This window comes from Roseicyclus salinarum (assembly GCF_029624655.1).
Classification (GTDB): Bacteria; Pseudomonadota; Alphaproteobacteria; order Rhodobacterales; family Rhodobacteraceae; genus Roseibacterium; species Roseibacterium salinarum.
In genome coordinates this window covers 67,330-81,106 of sequence record NZ_JARRSA010000010.1, presented here as the reverse complement: position 1 = coordinate 81,106, position 13,777 = coordinate 67,330, and the positions used below count along the sequence as shown (strand labels likewise).

Sequence of the window (13,777 nt, the reverse complement as noted above, 5' to 3'; positions counted from 1 at the left end):
GGGCCGCGAGGCGGCGCCGCAGGATCAGATCTGCTTCTCGGGCATCTGCACGACGAGACCGTCGAGCGCGTCGGAGACCTTGAGCTGGCACGTCAGGCGCGAGCGTTCGGGATCGGGCTGGTAGGCGAATTCCAGCATGTCCTCTTCCATCGGATCGATGTCCGGCAGCTTGCCGACCCAGTCGGGGTGGACGTAGACGTGACAGGTCGAGCAGGCGCAAGCGCCGCCGCAATCGGCCTCGATACCGGGGATGTTGTTGTCGCGCGCGCCTTCCATGACGGTCAGGCCGGTCGGCACGTCCACCACGTGTTCGGTTCCGTTGTGCTCGATGTAGGTGATCTTCGCCATGTCCTGCCTTTCCTGTACGAGGCCGTGCCCTGCGGGGGCCGTCGCTTTGCGGCCCGCCTGTCCGGAGGTGTAGGTAATACGGGGTCTCCGCGCTTTCCAGCCCGAATTCCGGGCGCCGATGGAAGGCTTGCGCTGGCGGCTGAATGTTCTATCTTCGTTCTCATGGAGCCCGATATCCGCGCGCCCGACTGGCCGAGGCCGCCAGACTGCCTTCCGCATCACCTGCTCCACCTGCCGCCCGAGGGGGCGCGCGTGGCGGTGGCGGGGCTCGTGCTCGTGCGCCAGAGGCCCGGCACGGCGAAGGGCGTCATCTTCCTCACGCTGGAGGACGAGTTCGGCGTGGCGAACGTGGTGGTCTGGCAGAAGGTCTACCAGACCTTCCGCCGCGCCGTGATCGCGGGGCGGATGCTGAGGGTCACGGGGCGCGTGCAGCGGCAGGCGGGCGTGGCCCATGTCGTGGCCGAGCGGATCGAGGATGTTTCGGACATGCTGGACGACCTCGTGCGCCTGCATGAACCGGCGCGCGCCGCGGACGGCCCCTGAGCCGCGGGCGGCGCGGCTGGCGCCAAGAAGACGGCCCCCGGCGCAAAGCTGCGCCGGGGGCCGGTCTAGAGGGCCGCGAAGGGCCGCCTCACTCGCCGAGGGCAAGCGCCACGAAGCGCGGGTTCCCGGCGCGGCGGATCAGGAGGAGGATGCTTTTCTGCCCCGCCTCCTCCGCGCTTTGGACGCGGTCGCGGAAATCCCCGACGCTTCCGACGGGCTGTTGCGCGACCTCGGTGACGATGTCGCCCGCCTGAAGGCCCTTGCCCGCCGCGTCCGAAGCCGGATCGACCTCTTCGATGACGAGGCCGCCCGCGACGCCCTGCGCGCCGAGCTGCTCGCGCAGATCGTCGGTGAGCGGCGTGACCGTGAGGCCGAGCACCTCGCCGCTCGGCTCGGGCATCGGCTCGGCGCCCGGGGTGGCCGCGCCGGCGCCTTCGGCGGTCTCGCGGCGTCCGAGCGTCACCAGAAGCGTCTGCGTCTCGCCGTCGCGATAGACCAGCATCCGCACCGTGTCGCCAACGCCCGAGTCGCCCACGATCCGGACGAGCTCGCGGGTGTCTGCGATATCCTCGCCGCCGAAGCTGAGGATCACGTCACCGACCTCGACTCCGGCATCTAGCGCAGGCCCCTCGGGCACGTCGGTGACGAGGGCGCCGCGCGCCTCCTCGAGGCCGAGGCCCTCGGCGATCTCGTCGTTGACGTCCTGGATGCGCACGCCCAGCCAGCCGCGGCGCGTCTCGCCGAACTCGCGCAGCTGGTCCACCACGTTGGTCACGACCGTCGAGGACATGGCGAAGCCGATGCCGATCGAGCCGCCGGTAGGCGACAGGATGGCGGTGTTAACGCCGATGACCTCGCCCGACATGTTGAAGAGCGGCCCGCCGGAGTTGCCACGGTTGATCGCGGCGTCGGTCTGGATGTAGTCGTCATAGGTTCCCGACAGCGCCCGCTCGCGCGCCGAGACGACGCCGACGGACACCGAGAAGCCCTGGCCGAGCGGGTTGCCCATGGCCATGACCCAGTCGCCCACGCGCATCGCCTCGCTGTCGCCGAAGGGCACGAAGGGAAGCGCCTCGTCCGCATCGATTTTCAGGAGGGCGATGTCGGTGTTGGGGTCGGTCCCGATGATCTCGGCCTCGATCTCGCGGCCCGAGCGGAATTCGATCAGGATCTCGTCCGCGCCCTCGATGACGTGGTTGTTCGTGACGATGTAGCCGTCCTCGGAGATCACGAAACCCGAGCCCAGCGCCTGGCTGCGGCGCGGCGCGCGTTCCTGCCCTTGCTGGCGGTCCATGAAATCGTTGAAGAAATCCTCGAGCGGGCTGCCGGGCGGCACGTCGGGACCTGGGCCCTGGCGCGCGGCGACCACCGCGGAGGTGGTGATGTTCACGACGGAATCGCCGACCTGGTCGACGAGGTCGGCGAAGGAGGGCGGCGCGGTTTGGGCGCGCGACTGCGTGGCCGAAACCATGGTCGCTACCGCCACCAGCAGCGCGATCATCGCCGCGGTCGCGAGCCGGTAGAACCTGCCGATCGCGGCCGCATCACCATGGGCCGCCATGGCGACGGCACCCCCGGCGCGGGCCTCGGCGCGCACGGCGGACTGCCGCCTTCTGGTCATCTGGGATGTCACGAACTCACCTCCTGTCGAGCATGAAGCGCGGTGCGGAACGCACCGGTCACGTGCAGAGCATATTTGCGCGGCCAGCCGCGGGATCAACCTTTTCGCGGTTTGCGGCTGCGCGCGGCGCGTCACATGCGCGTGACGAAGCGGGATCGCGGGCGCCGATGCCATGACAGAAAAGGGCTTGCGGGCGTGAAGGGGCCGGCAAGGATCCGCCGAAGGCCTAGAGGCCGCCGCGCAGCGCCAGCGCCACGAGAACGATGCCCAGCACGACGGCGGACAGGCCGATCGCGCGGCGCGTCCCCGGCGGAATTCCAGCGAGAAGGCGCAGCAGGTCCTCCAGCCGTCCGGGCAGGAGGGCGAAGGTGATCCCCTCGATCACGAGGACCATTCCGAAGCCGAGCAGAAGGGCGAAGCCGATCGTCATTCACCACACCGGGGCAGAAAGGGGGCCGGGGCGTCGCAGCGTCCCGGCCCGTTAGGTTCAGTTGCCTGTCGCGGCCGAGCCCGAGCCGGACCCGCCGAGGTACTCGAAGAACTCGCTGTCGGGCGAGATCACCATCGTCGAGTTGTCGCGCCGCAGGGCACGCTCGTAGGCCGTCATCGAGCGGTAGAACTCGAAGAACTCGGCGTCCTGGCTGAAGGCTTCGGCGAAGATGCGGTTCCGCTGCGCGTCGGCCTCGCCTCGGGTGATCTCCGCCTCGCGCTGCGCCTCGGACACCAGCTCCACCACCGTCCGGTCGGCCTGCGCGCGGACCCGCTGGGCGGCTTCGTTGCCGCGGGCGATCTCGTCCGTGGCCTCCCGCTCGCGCTCGGCGCGCATCCGGGCGAAGGTCGCCTCGAGGTTCTGCGCCGGCAGGTTGGTCTGCTTCAGCCTCACGTCGAGCACCTCGAGACCGAGATCGGCGGCGCGCACCTGCGCCTGCTCGGTGATCTGGTCCATCAGCGCCGCGCGCTCCTCGGAGAGGATGGTGTTGGACGTCACGCCCTCGGAGCCGAGGACCTCGCGGATCTGCGGGTTGATGATGCCCTCAAGGCGCGCCTCGCCGGCCCGCATCCCGCCCGCGCCGACGGCCTGCCGGAACTGGACCACGTCCGAGATCCGGTAGCGTGCGAAGGCGTCCACGACCAGCCGGCGGTCGTCGGAAGGCGTCACCTCGATGGCCGCCGTATCGAGCGACAGGATCCGGTCGTCGTAGTAGACCACGTCCTGGATGAACGGGATCTTGAAGTTCAGGCCCGGCTCCTCGATCACCTGGCGGATCTGACCGAACTGCAGCACGAGCGCGCGCTGACGTTCGTCGACCACGAAGACCGAGCTGAGAAGGACGGCGATCGCGAGAACGAGCACCGGGATCAGGAAGGTAATGCGTTTCATCAGTTGCTGCTCCCCGTCGTCGTCGTGGTGCCGGTCGCGCCGTTGCCGCGGCGCAGCTGGTCGAGCGGCAGATAGGGCACGACGCCCGATCCGCCCGAGCCCTGCTGCCCGTCGAGGATCACGAGATCCACGTCGCCGAGCACCCGTTCGAGGGTTTCGAGATAGAGACGCCGGCGTGTAACATCGGGCGCCTGTTCGTATTCGCCGAGAACGGCGAGGAAGCGGCTGGCTTCACCCTGAGCCTCGTTCACGACCTGCGCCCTGTAACCTTCGGCCTCTTCCAGAAGCTGGGCTGCCTCGCCTCGGGCGCCTGCAAGCACGCGGTTGGCGTAGGCGTCCGCCTGCCGCTCGAGCCGGTCACGCTCCTGCTCGGCTGCCTGAACGTCGCGGAAGGCGTCGATCACTTCGGCCGGCGGGTCGGCGCGGTCGAGGTTGAGGCGAACGATGTTCACGCCCGAGTCGTAGCTGTCGAGCGTCTGCTGGATGAGCGTCTGCACCCGGTCCGCGATCACGCCGCGGTCGCGGTTGAGGATCGGCGCCAGCTGGCTGGCCGAGATCACTTCGCGCATCGCGGCTTCGGAGACGGCGCGGATCGTCGCCTCGGGGTCGCGCAGGTTGAACAGGAATTCCGCCGGGTCGGAGATGTTCCAGACCACTTCGAAATCGATGTCCACGATGTTCTCGTCGGTGGTGAGCATCAGGCCGGTATCCGAGCCGCCCGAGCGCGCCGCGCCGATCGATTCAGTCCGCTCCGAGGTCACGTTCACGACTTCCGCCGTCACGACCGGCCATGGCGCGAAGTTCAGGCCCGGCCCCCCGATCGACGAGAAGTCGCCGAGGAAAAGCTCGACCGACTGCTCTTCGGGCCGCACGGTGTAGAAGGACTGGAAGGCCCACAGCGCAAAGACGAGCAGCGCCGCGATCCCGAAGGTGCCGCGGGTGAACTTGAAGCCGTCCCCGCCGCCTCCGCCGCCGCCGCCGCGCCCGCCGCGGCCGCCCATCAGGACGCGCAGCTGTTCCTGGCCCTTGCGGACGATCTCGTCGATCTCCGGGATCTGCTGGTCCCCGCCGGGACGCCGGGGGCCGCCAGGACCGCCCTTCCCGTTGGAGCCATTGTTTCCGCGGTTTCCGCCCCCGGAGCCGCCACCGCCGCCCCAGGGTCCGCCACTATTGCCAGCCATGTATCGTCGTTCCCCTCACTTATCACAGGTCTCGGTCATGTGTATTCGACAAGCCTCGAAGGTGTATATGGGGCAAGGCGTGCCGATTGCACCCGCCCCTGCGCAGATTTGACGCTGCCGGGCGGGATCCGGGCCCCGTAAGGCCGGCGTCGCCGACCGGCCTCATGCGGTCCGGACCGGAGACCTCATCGTCACCAGCTCCTCCGACATGGTCGGATGAACGGCGACCGTCCGGTCGAAATCCTGTTTCGTCGCGCCCATCTTCACGGCGATGCCAGCCATCTGGATCATCTCGCCGGCCTGCGGGGCCACGATATGGCACCCGAGCACCTTCTGCGTCTCCTTCGAGACCACCAGCTTCATCAGAACCCTGTCGGGCCGTCGCGCGAAAGCCGACTGCATGGGCCGGAACGACGTGCAGTATATCTCCACCGGCTCGCGTTCGCGCGCCTCTTCCTCGCTCAGGCCCACGGTGCCGAATTCGGGCTGCGTGAACACGGCCGAGGGGATCAGGTCGTGATCCACCGGCGTGGGGTTGCCGTTGAACACCGTCTCGACGAAGGCCATGCCCTCGCGGATCGCCACGGGCGTCAGGTTCACGCGGTTCGTCACGTCGCCGATGGCGTAGACCGAGGGCACCGAGGTCTGGGAATACTCGTCGACCACGACCTGTCCCCGGCGTCCGATCTCGATCCCCGCCTCGGCAAGGCCCATGCCGTCGCTGTTGGGCCTGCGGCCGGTGGCGAAGAGGACGGCGTCGAAGACCTGCTCGTGCCCGTTCGAAGCCTTCACCCAGACCGGACCGCCCGAGGCCTCGGCTCTCTCGGCGCGCACCTCGGCGGGGGCGCCCATCGCGGCGTCGGCCCCCGGATCGGCCGCCGACAGCGCGACATCGGACCCGGCGGGGGCCATGTCGACGATGTTGGTGCCGACGTGCAGGTTGACGCCCTTCTCCTCCATCATCTCCGAGATCAGTCCGCGCGCCTCGCCGTCGAAGCCGCGCAGGATCTGCGCGCCGCGGTAGAACTGCGTCACCTCCACGCCCAGCCCGTTCAGGATGCAGGCGAATTCGCAGGCGATGTAGCCGCCGCCCACGATCAGAAGGCGCTTGGGCAGATCCTCGAGGTTGAAGATGTCGTCGGACACCATGCCAAGATGGTCATTCCTCAGGCCCGGCCGCTCGGGGCGGCCGCCGGTGGCGATAAGGATGTGCTTCGCCGTGTGGGTCGAGCCGTCCGCCAGCCGCACGGTGTGCGGATCGTCGAGCGCGGCGCGCTGGTCGAAGGTGGTCACGCCCGAGCCCGAAAGCAGCTTGCGGTAGACCCCTTCGAGGCGGTCGAGCTCGGCATGAAGGTGCGAGCGGAAGCGTGGCCAGTCGAACGATCCGTCCTCCACGTCCCAGCCGTAGGCGCGCGCGTCGGCGAAGCCTTCGCGGTAGGCGCTGGCGAAAACCATGATCTTCTTGGGAACGCAGCCGCGGATCACGCAGGTGCCGCCCATCCGGCTTTCCTCCGCCAGGGCGACCTTCGCGCCCCCCGCCGCCGCGACGCGGGCCGCGCGCACGCCGCCCGATCCGCCGCCGATCACGAAAAGGTCGTAGTCGAAAGCCATGCCGTCACCCCGTTCCTGCCTGCCGTTCCCGCCCGCACGTCTCAGTCGACGATGTCGACGAAGAGGTTGTCCCCCTCCACGAGGTCGATGCGCTCGTGCGAGACGGTGCCCGCGTTGATGTCGCGGATCTCGACCGTGCCGTCGGCATTGCCGATGACCGCCACGTCGCAGACGTCGAGGAACAGCCCGTTCTCCACCACGCCCGGGATCTGGTTGAGCACGAGGCTGAGCTGCGCGGGGTTGGTGATGCGCCGAAGGTGCAGATCGAGGATCAGGTTGCCCTCGTCGGTGCGGAACAGATCGTCACCGTTCATGCGGAAGTCGGCCGAACGGCCCATGACCTCGACGTTCGACAGCATCTCCTCGATCAGCGCCTTGGTGGTCTGCATCCCGAAGGGCACGACCTCGACCGGAAGCGGGAAGGCGCCCAGGCGGTCCACCTGCTTGGACAGATCGGCGATCACGATCATCTGGTCCGACGCCGTGGCCACGATCTTCTCGTGCAGAAGCGCGCCGCCTCCGCCCTTGATGAGGTTGAGGTCGGGGTCGAACTCGTCCGTGCCGTCGATCGTCAGGTCCAGCCAGCGAACGTCGTCGAGGGTCTTGACCACGAGGCCGACCTTGCGCGCCAGCTCGGCCGTGCGCGTCGAGGTCGCGACGCAGGTGACCATCAGGCCCTCCTCGCGCACCATCTCGCCCAGGCAGCGCACCATCCAGGCCGCAGTCGATCCGGTGCCGAGGCCCACGCGCATTCCGTCCTCGACATAGTCGACGGCGCGGCGGGCGGCGACGTATTTCGCCTTGTCGATCGGGGACAGGTCGGCCGGCATCGCTTGCTCCGTATACAGTTCGTTGTCCGAGAGCGGTGGTGACTTTCGTCTCGATACGCGCCCGTTCTTAACGAAGGCGGCGTCCGGGCGCGAGGGTTAAACGCTCCAGCCCTCCGTGCGCGGATCGAGAAGCGCCGCGACCGCCATGGCCAGCGCGGCGCGCGGCAGGATCGTCAGGAGGCCCGGCGCGTCGGCCTCGATCTCGACGTCGGCGCCCGTCGCCTCGTTGGAGGTGCCGATCCGGCGGGCGGGGTGGAACTCCAGCCCGTCGATCGGCCAGCGCAGCCCGCGCGACCGCCCCGTGACGCGCGCGAGCGGAAACAGCGAGACGCGCGTGCCTTCCTCCAGCTGCAACCGGATGCGCCGGGGCGCGTTGAACATGATGTCGCGCTCGCCGAGGACGATGCATCTGTGCGCCGGCCGCGCGACGAGGGTGTGAAGGACGGCAAGCTGATGATCGAGGCGCGCGCCGGTGAACCCGACCGCAAGCGTGAGCGGCACCGCGACGTGACGCAGCGCCTTGTCGAAATCCGTGCTGTCCTGTTCGGCGACCTCGTGCAGAAGGTCCTCGGGAAGCGTCCGGCGCGCGGCGGGCGAGATCGAGTCGAGATCGCCGATCACCGCGTCCGGGCGCAAGCCCGCCGCGAGGGCCGCGTCAGCCCCGCTGTCGGCGGCCACGAGACGCGGCGCGAGCGCCATCGCCTCGGCCAGATCCCCCGGCCCGAGCGCCCCTCCACCAAGCAGCGTCACCGGCTCCGATCCGTCGACGACAGGTCTTTCCGGTGGCATTTTCTGGCCGTTCAAGAAAACAATCTCCATGTATTGGCCCTATTCCCGTCGCGTTCTTCTGGAATCAGTTTGGAGCACGCAACGGCGAAGTGATACCGTCCGGCAGTCGGCCGAGCGAGACCAATGAAGGCAGAGTGAAGATCGACATGGGTGACGCGAACAAGATCCTTACGGTGTCCTACGGGACCTTCTCGTGCACGCTGGAGGGCTTCGAGGATCCCTTCAACGCGATGAAGGCGATCGCGGAATACTTCCGCGATCTCGCGGCCGAGGACCGTTTCTTCGGGGCGGAGCCGCCGACACCCGACACCGACATGCTTCACCGCATCACCGAGGCCGCGATCCAGCGCCGCGTCGAGGCGCGCATCATGGAACATGGCCTTCTCCTGCGTCCGCAGGGCGAGATGGCCGACACGGGCGAGACGCAACAGGCCGCGCCCCGCCGCGACACCCTGCGCCAGACCGCCGACACCACCCCCTTCCCGAGACAGCGCGAAAGCGCACCCTCCACGGCGCAGGAGCCGGTGGAGGAGGAAGAGCCCGCCGAGCCTGCGGAACCGCAAACCGCCGAGCCCGAAGCGGCCGCCCCAGAGGAGCCTGAGGCGGCCATCCCTGCGCCGGCCGATGACCGCGCCGAGGCTGCCGAAGAGACCGCCGAAGAGGAAATCGAACCCGCGCCCTATCCCGAGCCGGAAGAGGCGTGGGAGGAACCCGCGCCCTCGGCCGAGATCTTCCGGATCGGCGGCGCGCCCGCCCCCGCGGAACCCTCGCAGGACATCTCCGAGCACGAGGAGCCTGCCACGGAGCAGATCGACCTCGCGGAAGTCGGGCCGGCGGCAATGGACGAGGCCGAAACCGCCGACGCGAGCGAGGCGCTCGAGGCCGCAGAGGAAATCACTCCCGCCCTGACCGAGACGGTCGAAACGGTCGAGATGGTCGAGACGGGCATCGCCGCGGAAACGGTCATCCCTGACGAAGCCGAGGAGCCCGCGGAAGAGGACGAGGATGGCGTCCGCGCCCTTGGCGCCGTCGCCGCCGCCCTTGCCGCGGCCAACAGCGAAGACGACGAGGACGAAACCGAGTATCGCGAAGCCGACGACGAAGCCCGCGACGTCGGCCTTCACGAAGACGGCGAACGCGAAGAGGTCGAAGTCGAGGACGCCGATCACGAGGAAGGCGGCCGCGAAGCCGCCGTTGCGCTTTCGGATGCCGCGCTGTCGGACGACGAGGACGCGGATCGCGGTGCGCCGACCGGCGAGGACAGCATCGAGGCGTTCTTCGCCGAAGCCGGCCCGGCGTGGCACGAGGATACGCCGGAGCTGCTTCTGGACACGATCGACGACGGCGACGCCGATTCCGTCGCCTTCCGTCTTGCGCGCATTCGCGAGGCCGCGAGGGCCGAGGCGCAGCTCGGGGACGAGGCGTTCACGGACAAGGGCTACGACGACGAGGCCGCCTTGCAGCCGGACGCCGAGCCTGAAGAGGACGGAGTTGCGCCCGCCGAGGATGCCGAGGCACGCGCCGATACGTCCGCGTCCGAGACGCCCGAGGGGACCTCGGACGAGGATGAGGACGAAACGCGCTCGGACGAGGATGACGACGAGGACTGGTTCGGCCGGCTGTCCGACGAGGAAGAGGAAGCGCTGAAGGCCGATCTGTCCGCGATCGAAAGCGAGGTCGCGGCAAGGCTGCCCGATGACGAGGAAGCGGCGCTTCAGGCGGAACTCGACGAGATTGCGCGCGAGGCCGAAGGCACCGACCTGCCCAAGACCGAGGCCGAGGCTGACGCCGAAGCGCCGGAGACCGAAGCCGAAGCGCCCGAAGACCAGGAGACCGAGGCCGACGCCGAAGCGCCGGAGACCGAAGCCGAAGCGCCCGAAGACCAAGAGACCGAGGCCGAAGCGCCCGGAGCCCCAGCCGAGTCCGGGCACAAGACCGGCGACGCCGAACCGGGCCGGAAGGCCTCGAAGCTCGGGATGACGACCGGTCCCGCCCTCGCAGGCGACATGGACCGCCTGTTCGACGCGACCGACACCAAGCTCGCCAATGTCGAGACCAGCCGCCGCCGCGCCAACATCCAGCACCTCAAGGCCGCCGTCGCCGCCCGCGTCGCCGAGCGCCGCCTCGTGGAGGCTGGCGTCCGCGACAGCGAAGAGCCTGTCGATGCCACCGCGGAATACCGCGCCGACCTCGCCCGCGTGATGCGCCCGACGCGCGTGCGCGTCGATGTGAGCCGCCGCCGCGACGCACGCCCCGCCCCGCTCGTTCTGGTGTCCGAGCAGCGGATCGACCGCGAGGAGGAAACGCCCGCCGAGATGGCTACGGTCCGGCCGCGCCGCGTCAACGCGGGCGCCGACGACGAGACGCTGACCGAGGAGTTCGTCCACGAGGAAGATCGCCGCGTCGCCTCGGCGGAGGGCAAGTTCGCGCAATCCCCAACCGCCTTCGTGCCCGCCGCGCCGCCCAAGAAGATCGTGCGCTCCCTGGCCCTTCTGGCCAAGCGCGCGGGGTTCATGGTGCGCGGCTCTGACGACAAGGCGGACCGCCCGGCGGAGGCGGGAACCCCCGCCCCGGAACAGACGCAGACCCGCCCGGCCGAGGACTTCGCCGAGGCCCCGCGGACCACGCCCGCGGACAATGACGCCGCCGGTCGGTCCGAAGCCCGCAAGGACACGCTCGGCACCGCGACGGGCGAGGGCGACTTGCCGGAATTCGTGATGCGCTTCGCCACCCTGCTGGAGAAAAGCGACGCGACAGAGATCGAGGAAGTGGTCGAGATGGGCGCGGACTACATCACGCAGGACCTCGGCAAGACCGAGTTCAAGCGCGTTCAGCTGATCCGCCTCGTGCGGATGGCGACCGACGACAGCATCGGCCGCGACGCCGCGATGGCCGCGATCACGGGTCTGTCCGAAAAAGGCATCCTCTCCGAAAGCCCGAACGGGCGCTACCGGCTCGTGCGCCGCAGCGAGGCGCACCAGGACAGCTGAGGCCGCGCCCGTCGGGGGCTCGCCGCGTCAGGACCCGTCGCCCTCCCGCCGCGAAAGGGCGGGTGTCTGCGTGTCTGCGGCGTCAGGGTCCGCCTGCCCGACCCCCTTGAAGACGGCCTTCAGTGGAAACGCCCAGAGGATGCCGAGCACGACGTAGACGCCAAGCTCGACCAGGAGCGAGGGCCGCTCGAACAGGCTGACGATGTACCAGGCGAGGGCGATGTAGGCCGGAAGGCCCACCACGAGCACGAGAAGCGACAGCCTGCGGCGTGTCTTGTAGCTCAGCTCCATGACGCGTTTCCCTCCTGCATTCCGCCGCGCAAGCGACGCCGTCAGTCCGAGAACGGATCGGTCACGAGGATCGTGTCCTCCCGCTCGGGCGAGGTGGACAGTAGCGCGACGGGGCACGCGATCAATTCCTCGATGCGGCGGACATACTTGATCGCCGCCGCCGGAAGGTCGGCCCAGCTGCGCGCACCTTCGGTCGACTCCGTCCAGCCCGGCATCTCCTCGTAGACGGGCACGCAGCGCGCCTGCTGGTCGGCGGCCGTGGGCAGGTAGTCCAGCATGGTTCCGTCCAGGTCGTAGCCGACGCAGATCTTCAGCGTCTCGAACCCGTCGAGCACGTCGAGCTTCGTCAGCGCGATGCCGTTGACGCCTGATGTCACGCAGGTCTGGCGCACGAGGGCCGCGTCGAACCAGCCGCAGCGCCGCTTGCGGCCCGTGGTGGTGCCGAACTCGTGCCCCCGCTCGCCGAGGCGCTGGCCATCCCCGTCGTGCAGTTCGGTCGGGAAGGGCCCCTCGCCCACGCGGGTCGTGTAGGCCTTCACAATGCCAAGAACGTAGTCGACCGCGCCGGGACCGATGCCTACACCCGTCGCCGCCTGCCCCGCGATCACGTTCGACGAGGTGACGTAGGGATACGTGCCGAAATCGATGTCCAGAAGCGCGCCCTGCGCCCCTTCGAAGAGAATGCGGTGCCCCGCGCGGCGGCGTTCGTTCAACACCTTCCAGACCGGCGCCGCGTAGGGAAGGATCTTCGGCGCGATCTCCTTGAGCTGCGCGATCAGGCCGTCGCGGTCCACGGGCTCGAGCCCGAGCCCCGCCCGCAGCGCGTTGTGATGCACCAGCGCGCGGTCCACCCGCAGCATCAGCGTGGCGTCGTCGCCGAGGTCGGCCACGCGGATGACGCGACGGCCCACCTTGTCCTCGTAGGCCGGGCCGATCCCGCGGCCGGTCGTGCCGATCTTGGCGACGCTGTTCTGGCCCTCGCGGGCGCGATCCAGCTCGCCGTGAAAAGGCAGGATGAGGGGCGTGTTCTCGGCGATCATCAGCGTCTCGGGGGTGATGTCGACACCCTGCGCGCGGATCGTCTCGATCTCCTGCACGAGGTGCCACGGGTCGAGCACCACTCCGTTTCCGATGACCGACAGCTTGCCGCCACGCACCACGCCCGAGGGCAGCGCGTGCAGCTTGTAGACCTCGCCGTCGATGACCAGCGTATGGCCCGCGTTGTGGCCGCCCTGGAAGCGGCAGATCACGTCCGCCCGCTCGCTGAGCCAATCGACGATCTTGCCCTTGCCCTCGTCGCCCCACTGCGCGCCGATCACCGCCACGTTCGCCACTGACCCGTCTCCTGTCTGAAACCGAGGCGGGTATATCCAAGGGCAAATGCGGGCGAAACCGAAATCGTGGGAAACCGCGTCCGTCGCGGCCCCGGGGACGTCGCGCAGCGGCGCCTGCCGGCGGTGAAGGAGCGGCCCGGAAGACCCGGATGTGATTCGGCACTGACCGGCCCGGCGCGCCGAGGGTCACGAAGCCGTGTATGCCATGGGATGCCGCGCGGCCTACGTTTTGCGGCCAGCCGTGAGGAAATGCTTGAAAGGTATCCCGCATTTCGCCTTATGGTTGAGCGATCCGGCCTTGCGGCGGCCTGTCGCATCTCATAAGTAGCCGCGAACCGCACGGCACCTGAACAGGGACCCGCAGATGGAAAACGTCATCCTCGTCGTCCACCTGATCCTCGCGATCTGCCTCATCGGGGTCGTGCTATTGCAGCGTTCCGAAGGCGGCGGGCTGGGAATGGGCGGCGGCGGCGGCGGCGTGATGACCGGCCGACAGGCCGCCACGGCGCTCGGCAAGCTGACATGGGCCTTCGCGATCGCGTTTCTCGCAACCTCGGTGACCCTGACGATCATCGCGGCGCAGAATTCGGCGGGCGAGTCGGTTCTGGACCGGATCGGCGCCGACAGCCTGCCCGCGACGGATGGCGGCGACGGGCCGGCCCTCCCCCCGGCAAGCGACCTGCTGCCCCCCGCGTCGAGCGACGCCCCGGTGCTGCCGCCCCGCGCGGACTAGACGACGGCCTGCAAGGTCGCGGCCCTGCCACGACAGATCACACATCTGGGGCTTGCCCGGGTTTACCTTACAGCATGTAGCGGGATGGCTTGCGGACTTCGTCCGAATCCTGATATTCTCAAATC

The 13,777-nt window shown here is 69.0% G+C and carries 13 protein-coding genes; 3 read left to right on the top strand and 10 right to left on the bottom strand.

Features of this window, described 5'->3' with window-relative positions:
• Nucleotides 1-24: 24 nt before the first annotated feature.
• On the bottom strand, nucleotides 25-348 hold the full coding sequence (locus P6F26_RS08950) for a 2Fe-2S iron-sulfur cluster-binding protein (protein WP_278028333.1): 324 nt from the start codon (nucleotides 346-348) through the stop codon (nucleotides 25-27).
• A 162-nt stretch (nucleotides 349-510) separates the two neighbouring features.
• Between P6F26_RS08950 and P6F26_RS08945 the strand changes: the two genes are divergently transcribed.
• Complete coding sequence (locus P6F26_RS08945) at nucleotides 511-891, top strand: OB-fold nucleic acid binding domain-containing protein (protein WP_278028332.1); 381 nt, start codon at nucleotides 511-513, stop codon at nucleotides 889-891.
• Nucleotides 892-979: 88 nt separating this feature from the next.
• Here P6F26_RS08945 and P6F26_RS08940 read toward each other — a convergent pair whose 3' ends face one another.
• From P6F26_RS08940 to P6F26_RS08910, 7 genes are all read right to left on the bottom strand, one after another.
• Nucleotides 980-2,452 (bottom strand): DegQ family serine endoprotease, encoded by a 1,473-nt coding sequence (locus tag P6F26_RS08940; RefSeq protein WP_430736733.1) that lies wholly within the window; start codon nucleotides 2,450-2,452, stop codon nucleotides 980-982.
• A 286-nt stretch (nucleotides 2,453-2,738) separates the two neighbouring features.
• Complete coding sequence (locus P6F26_RS08935) at nucleotides 2,739-2,942, bottom strand: DUF2065 domain-containing protein (RefSeq protein WP_278028331.1); 204 nt, start codon at nucleotides 2,940-2,942, stop codon at nucleotides 2,739-2,741.
• Nucleotides 2,943-2,999: 57 nt separating this feature from the next.
• Complete coding sequence (gene hflC, locus P6F26_RS08930) at nucleotides 3,000-3,893, bottom strand: protease modulator HflC (protein WP_278028330.1); 894 nt, start codon at nucleotides 3,891-3,893, stop codon at nucleotides 3,000-3,002.
• Nucleotides 3,893-5,074, bottom strand: a complete 1,182-nt coding sequence (gene hflK, locus P6F26_RS08925) for an FtsH protease activity modulator HflK (protein ID WP_278028329.1) — start codon at nucleotides 5,072-5,074, stop codon at nucleotides 3,893-3,895. Before hflK ends, hflC begins: the two co-directional genes overlap by 1 nt.
• A 162-nt stretch (nucleotides 5,075-5,236) precedes the next feature.
• The gene (locus P6F26_RS08920) at nucleotides 5,237-6,685 is read right to left on the bottom strand and encodes an FAD-dependent oxidoreductase (protein ID WP_278028328.1); all 1,449 of its coding nucleotides are present in this window, start codon (nucleotides 6,683-6,685) and stop codon (nucleotides 5,237-5,239) included.
• A gap of 41 nt (nucleotides 6,686-6,726) precedes the next feature.
• Nucleotides 6,727-7,515, bottom strand: a complete 789-nt coding sequence (rpiA, locus tag P6F26_RS08915) for a ribose-5-phosphate isomerase RpiA (protein ID WP_278028327.1) — start codon at nucleotides 7,513-7,515, stop codon at nucleotides 6,727-6,729.
• Between the two features lie 96 nt (nucleotides 7,516-7,611).
• Entirely contained in the window at nucleotides 7,612-8,319 is a 708-nt protein-coding gene (locus tag P6F26_RS08910; protein WP_347403036.1) for a thiamine diphosphokinase, read from the bottom strand.
• A gap of 131 nt (nucleotides 8,320-8,450) precedes the next feature.
• Here P6F26_RS08910 and P6F26_RS08905 point away from each other — a divergent pair, with 131 nt between their 5' ends.
• Nucleotides 8,451-11,294 carry a hypothetical protein gene (locus tag P6F26_RS08905; protein WP_278028326.1) on the top strand — a complete coding sequence of 948 codons (2,844 nt, stop codon included), beginning with the start codon at nucleotides 8,451-8,453 and terminating at the stop codon, nucleotides 11,292-11,294.
• Nucleotides 11,295-11,321: 27 nt separating this feature from the next.
• Here the strand turns inward: P6F26_RS08905 and P6F26_RS08900 are convergent, their stop codons facing one another.
• Entirely contained in the window at nucleotides 11,322-11,585 is a 264-nt protein-coding gene (locus P6F26_RS08900) for a DUF2842 domain-containing protein (protein WP_278028325.1), read from the bottom strand.
• 41 nt (nucleotides 11,586-11,626) lie between these two features.
• Nucleotides 11,627-12,919, bottom strand: coding sequence for an adenylosuccinate synthase (locus tag P6F26_RS08895; protein ID WP_278028324.1), 1,293 nt, complete (start codon nucleotides 12,917-12,919; stop codon nucleotides 11,627-11,629).
• Nucleotides 12,920-13,283: 364 nt separating this feature from the next.
• On the opposite strand from P6F26_RS08895, the gene secG reads away from it, so the two are divergent.
• Complete coding sequence (gene secG / locus P6F26_RS08890; protein ID WP_278028323.1) at nucleotides 13,284-13,652, top strand: preprotein translocase subunit SecG; 369 nt, start codon at nucleotides 13,284-13,286, stop codon at nucleotides 13,650-13,652.
• Nucleotides 13,653-13,777: the final 125 nt, after the last annotated feature.

What these genes read in the sequence shown, in the direction of transcription:
- P6F26_RS08945 (WP_278028332.1), top strand. Translation starts at nt 511, where the DNA reads ATGGAGCCCGATATCCGCGCGCCCGACTGGCCGAGGCCGCCAGACTGC.
- P6F26_RS08935 (WP_278028331.1), bottom strand. Translation starts at nt 2,942, where the DNA reads ATGACGATCGGCTTCGCCCTTCTGCTCGGCTTCGGAATGGTCCTCGTG.
- rpiA (WP_278028327.1), bottom strand. Translation starts at nt 7,515, where the DNA reads ATGCCGGCCGACCTGTCCCCGATCGACAAGGCGAAATACGTCGCCGCC.
- P6F26_RS08905 (WP_278028326.1), top strand. Translation starts at nt 8,451, where the DNA reads ATGGGTGACGCGAACAAGATCCTTACGGTGTCCTACGGGACCTTCTCG.
- hflC (WP_278028330.1), bottom strand. Translation starts at nt 3,893, where the DNA reads ATGAAACGCATTACCTTCCTGATCCCGGTGCTCGTTCTCGCGATCGCC.
- P6F26_RS08940 (WP_430736733.1), bottom strand. Translation starts at nt 2,452, where the DNA reads ATGGCGGCCCATGGTGATGCGGCCGCGATCGGCAGGTTCTACCGGCTC.
- P6F26_RS08900 (WP_278028325.1), bottom strand. Translation starts at nt 11,585, where the DNA reads ATGGAGCTGAGCTACAAGACACGCCGCAGGCTGTCGCTTCTCGTGCTC.
- P6F26_RS08920 (WP_278028328.1), bottom strand. Translation starts at nt 6,685, where the DNA reads ATGGCTTTCGACTACGACCTTTTCGTGATCGGCGGCGGATCGGGCGGC.
- P6F26_RS08950 (WP_278028333.1), bottom strand. Translation starts at nt 348, where the DNA reads ATGGCGAAGATCACCTACATCGAGCACAACGGAACCGAACACGTGGTG.
- secG (WP_278028323.1), top strand. Translation starts at nt 13,284, where the DNA reads ATGGAAAACGTCATCCTCGTCGTCCACCTGATCCTCGCGATCTGCCTC.
- hflK (WP_278028329.1), bottom strand. Translation starts at nt 5,074, where the DNA reads ATGGCTGGCAATAGTGGCGGACCCTGGGGCGGCGGTGGCGGCTCCGGG.